The sequence below is a fragment of the Micromonospora sp. NBC_00389 genome, assembly GCF_036059255.1.
GTDB lineage: Bacteria > Actinomycetota > Actinomycetes > Mycobacteriales > Micromonosporaceae > Micromonospora.
This window is the reverse complement of the sequence record NZ_CP107947.1, coordinates 76,358-91,163: the sequence shown is the minus strand read 5'-3', so window position 1 is coordinate 91,163 and position 14,806 is coordinate 76,358. Positions and strand designations below refer to the sequence as shown.

Annotated in this window: 18 protein-coding genes; 15 read left to right on the top strand and 3 right to left on the bottom strand. The window is 68.1% G+C overall.

Going from position 1 to position 14,806, the window contains the following annotated elements; translation table 11 throughout:
* Nucleotides 1-3: 3 nt before the first annotated feature.
* From OG470_RS00455 to OG470_RS00445, 3 genes are all read right to left on the bottom strand, one after another.
* The gene (locus OG470_RS00455) at nt 4-516 is read right to left on the bottom strand and encodes a DUF3592 domain-containing protein (protein WP_328419623.1); all 513 of its coding nucleotides are present in this window, start codon (nt 514-516) and stop codon (nt 4-6) included.
* 210 nt (nt 517-726) lie between these two features.
* Complete coding sequence (locus OG470_RS00450) at nt 727-1,206, bottom strand: GNAT family N-acetyltransferase (RefSeq protein WP_328419621.1); 480 nt, start codon at nt 1,204-1,206, stop codon at nt 727-729.
* A gap of 289 nt (nt 1,207-1,495) precedes the next feature.
* Nucleotides 1,496-1,630, bottom strand: coding sequence for a hypothetical protein (locus OG470_RS00445; protein ID WP_328419619.1), 135 nt, complete (start codon nt 1,628-1,630; stop codon nt 1,496-1,498).
* A 237-nt stretch (nt 1,631-1,867) separates the two neighbouring features.
* Between OG470_RS00445 and OG470_RS00440 the strand changes: the two genes are divergently transcribed.
* The 15 genes from OG470_RS00440 (at nt 1,868) to OG470_RS00370 (ending at nt 14,748) form a co-directional block, all read left to right on the top strand.
* Nucleotides 1,868-2,317, top strand: a complete 450-nt coding sequence (locus tag OG470_RS00440; protein WP_328419617.1) for a Stf0 family sulfotransferase — start codon at nt 1,868-1,870, stop codon at nt 2,315-2,317.
* Between the two features lie 322 nt (nt 2,318-2,639).
* Nucleotides 2,640-3,860: a Clp protease N-terminal domain-containing protein gene (locus tag OG470_RS00435; RefSeq protein WP_328419615.1), complete on the top strand. Its 1,221-nt coding sequence runs from the start codon at nt 2,640-2,642 to the stop codon at nt 3,858-3,860.
* A gap of 32 nt (nt 3,861-3,892) precedes the next feature.
* The gene (locus tag OG470_RS00430) at nt 3,893-4,594 is read left to right on the top strand and encodes a hypothetical protein (protein ID WP_328419613.1); all 702 of its coding nucleotides are present in this window, start codon (nt 3,893-3,895) and stop codon (nt 4,592-4,594) included.
* A gap of 222 nt (nt 4,595-4,816) precedes the next feature.
* Nucleotides 4,817-5,026 (top strand): hypothetical protein, encoded by a 210-nt coding sequence (locus OG470_RS00425; protein ID WP_328419611.1) that lies wholly within the window; start codon nt 4,817-4,819, stop codon nt 5,024-5,026.
* A gap of 595 nt (nt 5,027-5,621) precedes the next feature.
* On the top strand, nt 5,622-6,209 hold the full coding sequence (locus OG470_RS00420; RefSeq protein ID WP_328419610.1) for a nucleoside monophosphate kinase: 588 nt from the start codon (nt 5,622-5,624) through the stop codon (nt 6,207-6,209).
* 112 nt (nt 6,210-6,321) lie between these two features.
* Nucleotides 6,322-6,633: a putative quinol monooxygenase gene (locus OG470_RS00415; RefSeq protein ID WP_328419608.1), complete on the top strand. Its 312-nt coding sequence runs from the start codon at nt 6,322-6,324 to the stop codon at nt 6,631-6,633.
* Nucleotides 6,630-7,844, top strand: coding sequence for a helix-turn-helix domain-containing protein (locus OG470_RS00410; protein ID WP_328419606.1), 1,215 nt, complete (start codon nt 6,630-6,632; stop codon nt 7,842-7,844). Before OG470_RS00415 ends, OG470_RS00410 begins: the two co-directional genes overlap by 4 nt.
* 218 nt (nt 7,845-8,062) lie before the next feature.
* Nucleotides 8,063-8,488 carry a hypothetical protein gene (locus OG470_RS00405; protein ID WP_328419604.1) on the top strand — a complete coding sequence of 142 codons (426 nt, stop codon included), beginning with the start codon at nt 8,063-8,065 and terminating at the stop codon, nt 8,486-8,488.
* 88 nt (nt 8,489-8,576) lie between these two features.
* On the top strand, nt 8,577-9,041 hold the full coding sequence (locus tag OG470_RS00400; protein WP_328419603.1) for a hypothetical protein: 465 nt from the start codon (nt 8,577-8,579) through the stop codon (nt 9,039-9,041).
* Nucleotides 9,042-9,044: 3 nt separating this feature from the next.
* Nucleotides 9,045-10,475, top strand: coding sequence for an FtsK/SpoIIIE domain-containing protein (locus OG470_RS00395; RefSeq protein ID WP_328419600.1), 1,431 nt, complete (start codon nt 9,045-9,047; stop codon nt 10,473-10,475).
* Nucleotides 10,472-11,068, top strand: a complete 597-nt coding sequence (locus tag OG470_RS00390) for a DUF2637 domain-containing protein (protein ID WP_328419598.1) — start codon at nt 10,472-10,474, stop codon at nt 11,066-11,068. The genes OG470_RS00395 and OG470_RS00390 overlap by 4 nt, the downstream gene beginning before the upstream one ends.
* A complete protein-coding gene (locus OG470_RS00385; RefSeq protein ID WP_328419596.1) occupies nt 11,065-11,706 on the top strand; it encodes a GGDEF domain-containing protein in 642 nt (213 codons plus the stop codon). Before OG470_RS00390 ends, OG470_RS00385 begins: the two co-directional genes overlap by 4 nt.
* On the top strand, nt 11,703-13,436 hold the full coding sequence (locus tag OG470_RS00380) for a replication initiator (RefSeq protein WP_328419594.1): 1,734 nt from the start codon (nt 11,703-11,705) through the stop codon (nt 13,434-13,436). Before OG470_RS00385 ends, OG470_RS00380 begins: the two co-directional genes overlap by 4 nt.
* A complete protein-coding gene (locus OG470_RS00375) occupies nt 13,433-13,615 on the top strand; it encodes a helix-turn-helix domain-containing protein (RefSeq protein WP_112737506.1) in 183 nt (60 codons plus the stop codon). Before OG470_RS00380 ends, OG470_RS00375 begins: the two co-directional genes overlap by 4 nt.
* On the top strand, nt 13,612-14,748 hold the full coding sequence (locus OG470_RS00370; RefSeq protein WP_328419590.1) for a tyrosine-type recombinase/integrase: 1,137 nt from the start codon (nt 13,612-13,614) through the stop codon (nt 14,746-14,748). The genes OG470_RS00375 and OG470_RS00370 overlap by 4 nt, the downstream gene beginning before the upstream one ends.
* Nucleotides 14,749-14,806 lie beyond the last annotated feature (58 nt).

Genomic DNA, 14,806 nt, shown 5'->3' with positions numbered 1-14,806 from the left:
TCGCTATTTCCACTTGTCGTCCTTGAACCGGACGACCAACACGAGTAGGACGGTTCCGATCGCGGCGAAGAACAGTCCACCCGGGATCGTGGTCCACGACATCAGGAACGACAGCGAGCCGGACGTGTGCCCGTTCTCCGCAACGAACTTCCCCGGGTCGGTCGGGTCGACCCAGACGGCCATCCTCGGTCCGGGAGTCTTGTGGCAGCCGGTTACCCCGGCGCAGGGGATCCAGGTGCTGTACTGCCTCGACTCGTACAGGTAGGAGACCTCGATCCGGTCGATGCCGCTGCCCCGACCGCTACCCCCGGCCCGGTCGGAGACATACGCGGTGACCGGTACGCCGTCAGACCGCAACCGATCCGCCTCCGCCGACACGTGCCAGCGGTAGGCCAAGGCGCCGCCGGCCAGACCCAGGCCCGCCAACAGACTGACCAGCCCCATCAGCAGCACCTTCGTCCGTGGACGGATGCCGCTGGCAGGCGGTGCGAGCGAGACGCGCCGTTGCTTCTTCACCGGCTCACCCTCCCAGAGGGGCGCAAACCTAATGCCCGGCCGGGAATCGGACCATCCTCGAACTGGTCAGCCCGTGCAGCGTTTCAGTTGCGGGCGTGCCTGGATTGCGATTACAGGACCCGGCAAAGCGCGATCACCGACCTGCGCGTGCACTCGCCCACTGGCACTACTCGGCACTCACCTGACGACTATGCCGGGGCCCTGCCCAGGTCACACAGACGAATCTACGCGGCTCCGCAACAGGATTCGCGCCTCAGCAACGCCATCGGTGAGGGCGACCTTGGCGCCTAACCCATGCATGATGCGCAGAGCCCGTGCGTTGCCCGGTTCGATCCAGGCTGCCAGAGTCTGAACACTCAGAGAGCTTGCGATGGAGGCGAGGTGGTTGACTACCGCCGTTCCGATACCGAGGTTCTGCCAACGGTCTTCAATTAGTAGTGCTATCTCGGCCTCGGAATCCGGCAGATGCATCAGACTGGCGAAGCCTATGACACGTCCACGATCATTGTTCGCCCTGAGCAACACGGTCGAGCCTCGTTCCGGATCGGTCAGCCTCCTCCATTCGGCGGGTCGGAGGCCATCGCGTGGGCCGTGATAGCGGGCTCGCCGGGCTTCTCGCGAGCAGCGCATGTGCAGGTCGTTGACGGCTGCGAAGTCGCAAAGACGTGCGGTTTGAACAAGTACCTGCACGTCGCACCGCCTGGCGATTCTCAGTGTTCCTTCCGCCGCACATAAACTTGTAGCCAACTTGCCTCCCCCATTGTGGTCACGCATTCGGTGAAGTAGGGGCATCGGCATTGGTGGGGTCACTGAAGCTCTCCAGGCTGACCCAGCCTGCACGAATGCTGCCTTCGATGCCGACACCGGTGCGGCCATCGCTTCACCAATCCGATCAGTTGCGTGCCCCCTAGCCCCAACGGATACCTGTGCTCCTGGTTCAGTCGAACGTTCCCCGCTGAGTCCAAGCCCGGCGAAATCGTCAGGTGATGCCGATTAGTGCCAGTGGCGGGTGCACGCGCAGATCGGTGATTGCGTAGACGGTCTCGGTGGTGAACCGTTTCCACTTCGGACGATCAACAAGGCGCAGGACCTCGATGACTATCTGAACCGTCATGCCCGCCTGCTACCACCAGCACAGGCACGTCTACACCAACCACATCAAGCCGGGCAATCCACGAATTTGCCGGGCATTGGTTGCGACTATGTGCGGCATGCGGGATCTCTCCGATCGTGTCGACTTGTAGTTTATCTGCGGCACCCGCGCACGGACAGTTCACTACTGCTCAGAACTGCTCGGGTTGTTGGAGTCCACGGGTGTCGCCGGTCATCCGCAGGGCGGTCCGCGCGCCGGATGAACCGCTGTGGGTCGACCGCTGGCAGATCCGCCGCACCGCCGAGGGTGGGTTCAACTACGCGGACTACGTGCAGGCGCGCCGAGCAGACGGCCACGTGGTTCATCGGCGGCAACGGAGAGATCGGCGGCGACGCCGGCAACGGGCAGGCACCTCGCTTCGACGCGGACGGCATCACGCACCTCATCGAAACGATCAAAGAGCACAACGCGGCCTGGGAGTCGTGGTTCACCTCGTGGGGGATCCAACCGCACGCCGTGCGCTACGAGGAACTCGACACGGACATGGTCGCCACTACGCAGCCCGTTCTCGACTTTCTCGGGCTCGCCCTGCCGGCGGGGCGCACGATCGTGGCCCGCCATCAGCGCCAGGCCGACGAACTCAACCGGCAGTGGATCAGGCGGTACCGCGAAGAGGCGGCCAACAGCCCGGGGGCGACAAGCTGCTGATCCTGGGTGATGGTGTGCGCCCGGCAGGATTCGAACCTGCGGCCTCGGGACCAGAGAAGGGTTGCGGATTGCTGTCCAGGCTGTTGCAGCCGTGGTCAGGACGTCTGTTGTCGTCGGGCATCGGCGGCGTGAGGCGGTGGTCTTGGCTGTACGGATGGCTGTAGCGCCACCGACAGTCGACGTCTACGGTTCACGATCATGGAAGCCTCGATCGTAGGCGTTCTCTTCTACGGCCTGAGCCTGCCTTCTACATCCCGTTGCAGAGGCACCATTGCGCCAGTCAGTTATCGAGGCGCCATTCCGTCCCGGACATGGAGGGCCAATGCCGCCGCACGAGGCGCAGCGACCGTTCATCGCGCTTGGCGCGATGCCGATGAGGGTGTTGCTGCAGGCGTATTCAGCGGCGGTGCGGCGCGGAGCGAGCAGCGTCGGCACCCTCGACCTGCTGTGCCGGGTGGCGCTTTACGCCAAGTCGGTCCCGCCGTGGCTGCTTGCGGGCTCAAACGGTGCGAACCTCATGCGGATGGTTGCTGATCCGCGCCGGATCCCAGCCGGGCGATCAGTCAGCGAACTGTTGTCCGAGTCGGTCAGCGAGTTCGACCAGGAGGTGCAAGCGATTCTGCGCGAGGTCGAGTGGAGAATCAACCGCCGGCCGGACACGCGGCTCAGAAAGCCTGACGTGCAGGACACGCGCCCTCGCCCATCGTGGACGAATGGCGTTCGTACGGCCCTGGCCGGCGCGCTGCATGCCGCGCGCGACAACCGTGTACCGTTCGCCAACCTGTCTCATCTCGTGCTCGGCATGCTGCAGCTGCGCGGCTGCGACGGGACCCACTATGTATTCCCCTATGAGTACGCGCGGCTGTCGGCCATTGACCGGTTGGGCGCCGAGCCGACGATGTGCAGGACCGACGAGCCCTATCCGGACCTCGACGACGAAAGGTTGGCGCTCTGGCCGGGCTCTGGGTCGCTGCTCGACCGACTCGCGGGACGGTTTTCCGCGCGCGCATCTCGACTCAGCCGCCTCGGCCCGATCCTGGTCGGAGTCGAGTTCGAGGCGAAACGCCAGGCAATCCGGCTCGACCATGATGTGATCGGCCCACTGCACATCCTGCTCGCGGTGCTCACACATGACGCCTCGCTCGAGGCGGCCCGAGTCCGGGTGCCCGCCCATCACTCCAGCCGCAACCAAGGTTCGGCCGTCCTGCGCATCCACGGTGTCGATGCCGACCGCCTGCGCCTGCTGGCCGCACGGCGCGGCGGGCCCGAGGAGCCGCCGGCCGAGGTGCTCACCAAGCAACTGAGCAGCCAGCGCCCAGGCGACCCGTTCACGGGCACCGACGTCGTCACCGCGATGGCACGAGCCATGGAAATCTCGCTTGCCTACCGGCACCCCGACACGGGTACCAGTCACCTCTTGCTTGCGCTGATCGAGGACGATGCCGGCGACGGCAGCGCTATTCTGCGTGACCTCAGCGTCGACCCGAGGGCGCTACGAGCGCGCGTTGAGCAAGACCTTCGTGCCGCACCCGCCGCTTGGTAATCGCCGGCCGGCCAACAATCAGCCGTCGTTTCGTGAACGACACCGCCGAGGGACTACGGAAGGTTGACCAACTCAATACGGACTTCGGGGGCCGTAGTGATCGCTTCGACCGGGAGCGGAAAGCCGCTGACCTGGGGGTGATGCTGGTGCGCCCGGCAGGATTCGAACCTGCGGCCTTGGGATTAGAAGAAGATCGCAGATGGCTGCTCAGGCCCCTGCCGTCCTGGTCAGCCCGTCCGGCGTTGTCGGGTGGCGTCGGCGTCAGCGTGTGGCCTTGGCTGTACGGATGGCTGTACAGCCACGTACTGCAACGCCTGAATAATGACCTGATGGCGGACGACAACCGCGTGGTGATGGCGATCGGCAAGCACGAGCTGAGGCTGGGCGTTGACCCTGGAGGGCACTGGATAGTCCTATCGACAAACGACGGCCGCCACTGGACACCAGCGGAGAACATCCGCTCGCTGCTACCACTCTTGGAACGGCGCCACGAGGACGTCACAACCCTCAACATCGACCAGGCCTCCGATCCGCCTCCTTGGGATGACCTTGTCCGTTACGCCCTGTCCTGCTGGTCCGACTACTGGGCGAGCCTCGCGCTCGACTGGCTTGAGGACGGCTACCCAGCCGCTCCGTTCCGCGACACGTTGCAGTCCCTCAAAGATGCGCCTCAACGTACCCAGCCCATTCGGGACCGGGCACTGCGGCTCTGGCGTGAGTTACCCAAGCCTTGAGCGGAACCCATGCTGAGCGGCATAGCACCGTCAGGTTGGAAGAGTGTCCTCAAGCGGACATGGTGTCCGAAATGCCTGGCGGATTCGGTCGGCACGGGTGGGTTCCGTGCCCGCTCGTGACCGTTGTAGGTCACCGGTACTGGCCCGCAGATGGCCCATGACCAGCCCATCAGTCTTGTAGGCCCTCGACCTCAGGGCGCAAGTGTCCTTACAGTCTGCGCCATGACGACGATGCTGATTTTCCTCGGAGCGGTTGTAGCACTGATCATGGTGGCCTTCCTCGCCGTCGGTTTGCGCGATCGAAGGCGGCTATCCTCTCCGGAGGACTCCGCCGCAGCGCGAGAGGCGACCCGGACGCAGGAACGGTACGCGGCAGACCGACACGGCAGTCAAGGCGATGGGCGGCAGCGCGGCCAGACATCGGCCAATTGACAGCACGAGCCAACATGCTCCCCCGACCTGCCGCACGGGAGTTGTGAGCAGTCGTCGACCGTCTAGACGACGTGCTACTCAGCCCACTCATCATGACCCGCGAACGAACGCCGATCTTCCGTGGTGGCTGCGCAGGTGTTGAGCGTCGTGTTCCTGGGCGGATCTCCTCGTCGGGCAGTCGTAGACCGTCCAGCCTCCCCGGACGGGGCCAAGGTGGAGCGCCCTACCGGACGAACGACCTTGGCCCCGTCCGGGGAGGCTGGTAGCCCTTGTGGTGCCCGACGAGGAGAGCCGCCCCCCGGCAGATCTCTGAGGAGGGCCGGGGTTCGGGGCGGAGCCCCGAGGTCTTCTGATCGTGTAGTCCGTCAGCGTGGCCGGCCGGCCCGGCCGATGCCGGCCGAAGGTCGCCAGCAGGCCGGGGCCGGGCCGGCGCGGCCCGCTTGCGGGCCGCCTTGATTCTGTAGAGGGCAATTCGGCAACCAGCTATGCCCAGCATCTGTCGTGTCGCGGCTGATGCTTTACACATACGTCCCACCTGATGCTTACGCGTGCTGCTAGCTTCGCCCTTCGGCGCCACTCGCACATGGGAGCACGCATGCCGAACGTTGCCCTCATCGGCGGGCCGGTAGTCGACCTGTCCTCCCCTGCGGCGGTTCTGGCAGACGCCACCGGCCTACAGGTCATCAGCCCGGGCAATGTCTGGCGCGAGCACGTGCAACTGCGGACGCCGCTAGGCGAACAGATGAACCGGCATATGCAGGCCGGGGAGCTTGTCCCGGACGAGCTGACTACGAAAGCCATCGCTGATGCCCTAGCCAACGTGGACGGCGGCTGGCTGCTGTGCAACTACCCGCGCAGGATCGGTCAGGCGGAGTTGTTGGCGCAGAGCGGCCATGTACCCGACACGGTGATTGAACTTGTCTTGACGGAGGACGAACTCGGCCTCACGGTCCGCCGCCGGGTAGAACGCCAGATAGAACTGGACCCCCAGCGGGCCGAGCGACGCCAGGAGCTCCTGCTGATGCACTCGCACTACCAGGAGGACTACCAGAAGCAGGTCGAGCCATTGCGCGCCTACTACCGGACCCGCGGCATGTTGCGAACCACCAGTGGCTTTGGCGACTACGAGGACGTAGCGGCCAGGCTGATCCCGATCGCCTCCGACGGTCAAGGCCACCCGTAAAGCATGTCCTGGGACGGAAACGTCAAGCGTCAGGTGGGACAAGGCAGCTATGCCCAGCATCGCCGGTACCATGGCGTACATAGAGTGCGGCTCGCTACCCAGGAGGTTGCCCATGTTCGCGTTGGTAGTCCGTTTTGACCTCAAGGATGAGGATGCTGCGGCGGGCTTCGATCGGCTCGCCGCGGAGACGCTGCCGGGCATTCAGCAAGACGAGCCGGGCACGCTCGTGTACGCCACGCATCTGGTGGAAGGTGAGCCGTTGGCGCGTGTCTTCTACGAGGTCTATCGGGACCGTGCGGCCTTCGACGCGCACGAGCGTCAGCCTCACACCCTGCGGTTCCTGTCGGAGCGCGAGCAGTACTTGTCGGGCGTCCGGGTGGAGTTCTTGGACCCGCTCGGGAGCAAGGGCGTGAGTGGGTCATGAGTGACGGCACACCCTCGGAGCGGGCCGTCGGTCGGCGGATCGCTTTCTATCGGCAACGTCGTGGGCTGTCCCAGCGGGAGTTCGCCCGCTTGATTGATCGCTCGGAGACCTGGCTATCCCAGGTTGAGCGCGGCGTGCGGAAGATCGACCGGATGACGGTCCTTGAACGTCTTGCGGGCGTCTTGGAGGTGCCGCTTTCCGAGATGGCCCCTGAGGCGCCAGTTGTCGCTGCCGCTCACGAGGAGCCACCCGCCGCGACCGAGTTGGGCCTTGCGCTCAGTTCCAGTCACGCCCTGGCGGCGGTGCTCGGCGCGAGCCACGAGCCGGCTGACGTTGATGAGTTGTCGGCCAGAGTCGCTGAGGCTTGGACGTACACGCACGCCTCCGAGTTCAGCCACGTGGGTGCGATGTTGGTGGGCCTGCTGCCGGACCTGGAAACTGCGGCGCGGACGACGGAGGGTGAGGCACAGCGGGCAGTGTTTGCGGCTCTCGCGCGGGCTTACCACGCCTGCGCTGCTGTGCTCGCCAGGATGGCCGAGCCGGGCGCCGCTTGGGTGGCCGCCGACCGGGCGATCAGTGCCGCCGAGCGATCCGGGGACACGCTCCTCATGGCAGAGGGAGCATTTCGCCTGACGCTGGTCTTTCAGGCTGCTCGGAGGCTCGATCGCGCACAGCAGACAGCCGCCACAGCAGCTGCCGCTCTGGAGGATCGGGCGGAGGCAGGCGAGCCGGAAGTGCTTTCGATCTGGGGTGCCCTCCACCTGCAACTAGCCGTGGTAGCTGCCCGGCGGAACGATGCGGAAGCGGCTTATGAAGAGCTTGCGATCGCCCGTCGTGCAGCGGAACGGCTCGGCGTGGACCGGAACGACTACAACACCGAGTTCGGCCCGACCAACGTCGCGCTTCACGACGTTGCGGTAGCGGTCGAACTGGGGGACGCGGGTCGCGCGCTGCGGGGCGCTGCGAACGTGGATCCGTCCGGCCTCTCGCCTGAGCGACAGGGCCGCTTCCTTATCGATGTGGCCCGCGCTCATGCCCAGCGACGGAACGTGCCCGGCGTGGTCGAGACGCTTTCTCGCGCAGTCGAGGTAGCACCGGAGCAAGCACCGGCTCACCCACTAGTGCAACGGCTCATGACGGACATGCTGCGGTCGGATCTGGCAGATGAGCCAGGCCTTCGCGAACTTGCGGACCGGCTTGGCCTGAGCTGATTCAACCGTCCACGCAGGACGGCCCTCGATTGCAACCCAATCGCCCGTTATCAACCCTTCACGGCTGGTGGCGGGCGATTTCCATGCCCAATCTTCAATCTCCCGCACTCAAAGTGTTGCCCCGTACTAAAAGTGCGGCTAGCGTGATGGCATGCGGCGCGAGCCGCGCCAAACGCCAGAGCCGGCCGAAGGCCGGCGGCAGCAGACAGGAGTGGACAGTGGCAGTCCCGAACACGATCAAGGTTCCGGTTCCGTTCGAGTACGTCTTCCCGCAGGGCGCGTTGTGCCTGGGTGTGGAGCCGGTGACGGACTTCGACAAGCGCGGTCAGGGCGACGACCAGGCGCGTGACAAGGACACGGGCGAGCGGCTGTGGGTGGTCAAGGTCCTGGACCTGGACCCGGAGGCGGGGAAGTTCGGCGGGACCAAGGAAGTCAAGGTGAAGATCGCCGCCCCGGTCCAGCCGGTGCCGCCGGCGTCGAAGATCCCGGGCTACCCGCCGGCGGTGCAGTTCTCCGACGTGACCCTGACGCCGTACGTGGATTCGCAGCGGTGCAAGGGCTCGGGGAAGTGCCGGGCGCGTCAGGCGTGGTCGATCCGCGCCGGGGCGATGACCGAGGCTGCCGCTGTGAAGCAGGCGGCCTGACCAGATCTGGACGCGCGGGGCGGGCTTCACCCGCCAAGACGACTCCCGCCCCGCGCCTCACCCGAATTCCTTGGAAGGAGATGGGCTGATGCCCACCGTATCGAAGGCTGCCCGGATCGCCGGGAACCCGCGCCCCGCCCCCCACCGCCGCACCCATCGCCGCACGGTGATGCGCCTCGCTGGTCCCGGTATCCGGGTCGCCCGCGAGGTCTACACCACCGTCCCCTCTGACGCGGTCCGGGTGGCTGCGCTGGTGGAGATCGCCGCCGCTGCTGCCGCTCTGGCCCGGACGGTGGTGAAGCTGCGTCACCTCGACCCGGACCTGATCGCCCCGCACGTGGCCGACCGCGTCGACCTGCGCGCGGTCCTCGGTCGGGGCCGGTGGCTGCCGACCATGACCCGCCACGTCCCCGCCCCGGAATCCGGGCCGGTCGACCTGACCGCCCTCGCCCCGGCCCGGACGCCGGTACGCCGCCGCGTGATCCGTCGCCGTCCCGGCACGCCGGGACAGACCGCCTTGTTCGCCGCCGCCGCGACGGTCGGGGAGGGCTGAGGGATGCCGCTGGTCAACGTGATCCGGGGTGACCGGATCGAAGGCGCTCCGATCAACGTCCGCACCCCGTTCGTGCGTATCCCGATGTGGCTGGCCCTGTCCTGGTGGACCGCGAAGGCCCTGGGCCGCCTGGTCCTGGTGCTTGTGCGCTTCTGGTACCTGACCGCCCCGGCGGTCTTCTTCGGCTGGCTCTACCTGCGGTTCGGCTGGGCTGGCCCGGTCGGCGTCGTCGGCCTGGTCGCCGCCGCCTCGACAGGGTGGGCGTTCGGACACCGGCCCTCGTGGCTGCGGTTCGGCTGGTGGCCGACCCTGTCCCGCTACCGCCGCATGGTCTACCGCCGCAACTGGCACGCCGCCATGGTCACCGCCAAACTCGCCGTCTCCTTCGACGCGCACACCGTCCTACCCGTCCTGCGGAAGGTCCGCTGCGCCTCCGGGGTGGACGTGGTGGTGGTGCGGATGGTGACCGGGCAGATCCCCGACGACTTCGCCCGCGTCGCCGAACGCCTCGCCCACACGTTCGGCGTCCGGCAGGTCAAGGCCGCACCGGGGCCGCGTCCGGAGGTGGTGCTGCTGCACCTGTTCCGCGGTGACCCCCTCGCCAAACTCGTTCGCCCGCTCCCGGTGCCGGCGGTTCCCGAGTTCACCGCCCTGCCGGTGGGCAAGCGCGAGGACGGCGACGGCTACGAGCTGCGCCTGTTCGGCACCCAAGTCCTCGTCGTGGGCGCGACGGGGTCGGGCAAGGGCTCGGTCATCTGGTCCGTGGTCCGCTCCCTCGCCGCCGGGGTCACCTCCGGTCTCGTCCAGGTGTGGGGCCTCGACCCGAAAGGCGGCATGGAGTTGGGCATGGGTGCGCCGATGTTCACCCGGTTCGCCCGCAAGGACTACGCCGCGATGTGTGAGCTGATCGAGGAAGCCGCTTCGGTCGCCAAGGACCGCGCCGGGAAGCTCTACGGCCGCACCCGCCAGCACACCCCGACCCCGGACGAGCCACTGATCGTCCTGGTGATCGATGAGCTGGCGAACCTGACCGCCTACCTCACCGACCGGCAACTCAAGGACCGCATCAAGGCCGCCCTGTCCATCCTCCTGTCCCAGGGGCGCGCGGTCGGTGTGCACGTGGTCGCCGCGATCCAGGACCCCCGCAAGGAAGTCCTACCGTTCCGGGACCTGTTCCCGACCCGCATCGGCCTGCGCCTCGCGGAAGCCGCACAGGTCGACCTCGTGCTCGGCGAGGGGATGCGCGATCGCGGGGCGCTGTGTGACCGCATCCCGCAGTCCCTGCCCGGGGTGGGGTTCGTGGTCATCGACGGTGACCCGACCCCGATGCGGGTCCGCTTCTCCTACCTCAGCGATGACGAGATCCGCGCCATGGCCCAGACCTACGGCCGGCTGCGCGTGATCGACGGCGAGATCCTGGACGGTGCCGCATGAAACCCCACCCCACCAACACGCGCGCCGACCGCATCGACGCCCTGGTCCTCGTCGTCATCCTGCTCATCGTCGCCGGCTTCGCGGGTGCCGCATCGTTCACCCACGTCAAAGACTGGACCCTCGACAACAGCCCGGCCGGCACCGGCGAGTGGTTCGGCTGGGCCAACGCCGTCATCAGCGAACTCATCCCCGCCGCCGCCCTGCTCACCATCCGCCGCCGACGCCGCACCGGCGGGCCGATCGGCTACCCGATGTTCCTCCTCGTCGCCGCCGTCACGCTCTCTCTCGCCGCGCAGCTCGCCGTGGCGAAGCCGGGCCTGTCCGGGTGGCTGCTGTCGGCCGTGCCCGCGCTGGCGTTCATCGGCCTGTCCAAGCTCGTCCTGTCCACCACCCCGGCCCCCGCCGACAACGCGCCGGCCGGACCGGTCGCGCAGCCCGCCCCGGCGGCTTCTGCCCCCGTCGCCTCGGCCGTCTCTGAGCCTGTCGCCCTGGTCCCGGTCGAGCCTGCCCGCCCGGTGCCGGTCGCCCCGGTGCCGCCGGCTGCGTTCACCCGCCGCAATGGCACCTCGCTGATCGGAGAGGTGACCCGATGACCAACGCCCTGCTCTCCGGCCTCCTGCTCGTCGGCGTCCTGGTGCTGATCTGCTGGGACCGCTACTGCCTCTACGTCGCCCGCTACGAACTGGCCGCCCTGCAACGGGCTGCCGTCCGCGACCCGCTGACCGGCCTGGCGAACCGCGCCGGCCTCGCCGCCGGCTGGGAACAGCTCGCCTCCGCCCGTCCGTGGGTGGCCGTGCTGGACCTGGACGGCTTCAAGCCCGTCAACGACACCCACGGCCACGCCGCCGGAGACGTCGTCCTGCGCGCCGTCGCCGCCCGACTCGCCCAGGTCCACGGCATAGCCGCTCGCCTTGGCGGGGACGAGTTCGCCGCCCTCCTCTGCGACCCCGACCCCGTGACGGCTGGCCGCCAGCTGGCCGCCGCGATCGCCGCCCCGGTCCGCCTTCCCTCCGGTGTGGCCGTGTCGGTGACGGCCAGCATCGGACTCGCCCCCACCACCGGGGATCTCGCCGCCGCCCTCGCTGACGCTGACGCCGCCATGTACCGGGCGAAGACCACGCGGTCTGGCGTGGCCGTGTTCGACCGCCACCGCGACGACCACGCCACTGACACCCGCCCGACCGTCCGGGTCCGCGACCTCACCCCCGCTGGTGCGGAGGTGGGCCGATGACCATCACCCCGACGCTGCCCGGCCTCGACCCCGCTCCGGTGGAGGGTCCGAGGCCGGGCTCCCGGGCCGCCCGGATGCTCATGCCCCGCTCCGTCGACGTGGTCAAGGACCTCGCCGCCGACTACGGCGTCTGCACCCGCCCCGTCTCCCTGCGCCGCACCGACCTCGACTCCGGCCAGACGGAAGTCGTCGACATGCCGTGCGGCGCCACCCAAGAGGCGAAGTGCCCGGCCTGCGCCACCCGTGCCCGCCGGCTGCGCCAGCAGCAGATCCGCGAAGGATGGCACCGTACCGACGAACCCGACCCCGGGCCGGAGCCCGCCACCGATGCGCAACGCGGCCTGATCGTCGCTCGCGCTCACCTCGAATTCGCCCGCGACGAGGCGGCCCGGAGCTCGCAGTGGGATCAGGTCGCCGACCTGGACGACGCGATCGAGGAACTGGAAAGCCAGATCACCATCGAGGGCATGCGCGGTCGCCCCGCTCCACCGCGCGGCGGCGTGGACCAGGAGGACGGCGACGGCAAACGCCGGGTCCGCTCCACCAAGCGGCGGCAGGACGCCCCGGACCTGCCCCGCCTGCCCGTCGAGAACCGAACCGTTGGCCGGACCTTCAACGGGCGTGATGGGCAGGTGTTCCGGCCGTCGATGTTCCTCACCCTCACCCTCGGCTCCTACGGCCGCGTTCACGCCGACGGCACACCGGTCGACCCCGACGCCTACGACTACCGGCGGGCCGCCTGGGATGCCGTGCACTTCCCCCGGCTGCTCGACCGGTTCTGGCAGAACCTCAGGCGGGCGGTCGGGTGGAACGTCCAGTACGCCGGTGCCGTCGAGCCGCAACGCCGGCTTGCGCCGCACGCGCACTTCGCCATCCGGGGCACCATTCCCCGGGCTCTGGTCCGGCAGGTCGCCGCCGCGACGTATCACCAGGTGTGGTGGCCGTCCGTCGAGCAGCTCGTCTACGAACCGGGCAACGTGCCGCAGTGGGATGCCGACGCCGCCGGTTACACCGACCCGGAAACCGGCCGGCTGCTGCCGTCCTGGGATGACGCCCTGGACCTGGTCGACGCCGACCCCGACGCCGAACCCGTGCACGTCGCCCGCTTCGGTGCCCAGGTCGACGCCAAGGGCGTGCTCGCCGGCACCAAGGACGCCGACCGTTGCGTCGGCTACATCACCAAGTACCTCACCAAGCAAGCCGCCGACTGCCACGACGTGACCACCGGCCGGCAACGGGCGCACCTGGAACGCCTGTGGTTGGAACTGCGGCACACGCCGTGTTCGGAGCGGTGCGCCAACTGGCTGCTCTACGGCATCCAACCCAAGAAAGCCAAGCAGGGCCTGCGGCCGGGGAACTGCAAGAACAAGGTCCACAAGCGGGAAACCCTCGGCATCGGCGGCCGACGCGTCCTCATTTCCCGGCAGTGGTCGGGCAAGACGCTGACCGATCATCGGGCCGACCGGCGCGAGTGGGTCAAGGCACTCCTGGGGGTCACCACCGGCGCCGACACCGCCCCGCTCGGCGGCGAACAACGCCACGCCTGGGAGTTGGCCAAGCCCACAGATCCCGACCTTGCCCCGCTCGGGCATCGGGTCCTGCGGGCGATCTCCGAACGCATCCAATGGCGCGCCCAGCTCGACGCCGCGAGACGGGCCGCCGCCGGCCCGCCCGATGTCTCGGCAACCACCGCACATCAGTCGGCAGAGCAGGAAGGGACCGGAGCGTGAGCGAGAAGAAGAGCGTCCGGCCGGCTGAGGCTGCGGCCCTGCTCGGCGTCTGTCGAGACACCGTCTACGTCCTGATGCGATCGGGCCGGCTGCGGTCGGTGAAGCTGGGGCGGGCTCGTCTGATCCCGGTCGCCGCGATCGAGGAACTTCTTTCGGCAACCGAGGAGTACGCGGCATGAGCGGCAAGCGGCGTCGGTCTCACGGTGAGGGATCGGTCTTCAAGTACCGGGATGGCTTCGCGGCGGTGCTCGATGTGGGCTGGGGCGAGGGCAAGCGGTCGCGGAAGTGGGTCTACGGCAGGACGGAGCGGGAAGTGCTCGGCAAGCTGGTCGACCTTCGCCGCCGCCAGGAGCAGGGGCAGAATCTCGCCGCCGCTCCTCGGACGGTCGGGGAGTGGCTGGACGAGTGGTTGCGGATGAAGGAGCGTGACGGGACACGGCCGTCGACGTTGCAGGGCTACCGGAAGCTCACTGAGAACCACGTCCGCCCGGCGCTTGGCCGGCTGGCGCTCGACAAGCTGACGCCGACCGTCATCCGCCGGCTGCTGGCCGAAAAGACGGACGCGGGTCTCTCGGCAACGACGGTTCGGCACATCCACGGGCTGATCCGGAACTCACTCGGTGACGCGGAGCGGGAGGAGCTGGTGCACCGCAACGCCGCCAAGTCGGTCCGTCCGCCTGCGATGAGGCAGGTCGAGCGTCGCGCCCTGGGCGTGGACGAGGCCAAGCGGTTGCTCGACGTGCTGCGGGGACACCGCCTGGAAGCGTTGTACGTCTGCGCCTTGACGGTCGGGCTTCGTCGCGGGGAACTGCTCGGACTCGCGTGGTCTGACATCGACTTCGACGCCGGCACCCTGACCGTTCGGCAAACCGTCCAGCGGGCAGAGGGCCGCCTTCAGATCGTTGCGCCCAAGACGGAGCGGTCTCGGCGGACGGTTCCGGTGCCGGCGCAGACTCTCGCCCTGTTTCGCGCGCACCGTCGGCAGCAAGCCGCGGACAGGTTGGCGGCGGGGGAGCGGTGGCAGGATCACGGCCTGGTTTTCTCGTCCAAGGTCGGTACGCCGATGGACCCGGACCACATCGACCGGACGTGGCACAAGATTCGGGCGGCGGCCGGACTCGACTGGCTGCGGCTGCACGACCTGCGGCACGCCTGCGCGACGTTCCTGCTCGTCTCCGGGGCCTCGCCTCGCACCGTGATGAAAGTGCTGGGTCACAGCCAGATCGGGCTGACGATGAACACCTACGCCCACGTCCTACCCGAGATCGAGCGGGCCGCCGTGGACGAGGCCGCGAAGCACCTCTTCGGCTGACTTGGCTGTACGAATGGCTGTACGGGGGGCCGTGGTGATCGTCTCGACCGGAAGTGGA

Bases quoted from the DNA above. Each gene is read 5' to 3' on its own strand.
- OG470_RS00445 (WP_328419619.1), bottom strand. From the start codon at position 1,630: ATGACGGTTCAGATAGTCATCGAGGTCCTGCGCCTTGTTGATCGTCCG.
- OG470_RS00440 (WP_328419617.1), top strand. From the start codon at position 1,868: ATGAACCGCTGTGGGTCGACCGCTGGCAGATCCGCCGCACCGCCGAGG.
- OG470_RS00435 (WP_328419615.1), top strand. From the start codon at position 2,640: ATGCCGCCGCACGAGGCGCAGCGACCGTTCATCGCGCTTGGCGCGATG.
- OG470_RS00425 (WP_328419611.1), top strand. From the start codon at position 4,817: ATGACGACGATGCTGATTTTCCTCGGAGCGGTTGTAGCACTGATCATG.
- OG470_RS00420 (WP_328419610.1), top strand. From the start codon at position 5,622: ATGCCGAACGTTGCCCTCATCGGCGGGCCGGTAGTCGACCTGTCCTCC.
- OG470_RS00415 (WP_328419608.1), top strand. From the start codon at position 6,322: ATGTTCGCGTTGGTAGTCCGTTTTGACCTCAAGGATGAGGATGCTGCG.
- OG470_RS00410 (WP_328419606.1), top strand. From the start codon at position 6,630: ATGAGTGACGGCACACCCTCGGAGCGGGCCGTCGGTCGGCGGATCGCT.
- OG470_RS00400 (WP_328419603.1), top strand. From the start codon at position 8,577: ATGCCCACCGTATCGAAGGCTGCCCGGATCGCCGGGAACCCGCGCCCC.
- OG470_RS00395 (WP_328419600.1), top strand. From the start codon at position 9,045: ATGCCGCTGGTCAACGTGATCCGGGGTGACCGGATCGAAGGCGCTCCG.
- OG470_RS00390 (WP_328419598.1), top strand. From the start codon at position 10,472: ATGAAACCCCACCCCACCAACACGCGCGCCGACCGCATCGACGCCCTG.
- OG470_RS00385 (WP_328419596.1), top strand. From the start codon at position 11,065: ATGACCAACGCCCTGCTCTCCGGCCTCCTGCTCGTCGGCGTCCTGGTG.
- OG470_RS00380 (WP_328419594.1), top strand. From the start codon at position 11,703: ATGACCATCACCCCGACGCTGCCCGGCCTCGACCCCGCTCCGGTGGAG.
- OG470_RS00370 (WP_328419590.1), top strand. From the start codon at position 13,612: ATGAGCGGCAAGCGGCGTCGGTCTCACGGTGAGGGATCGGTCTTCAAG.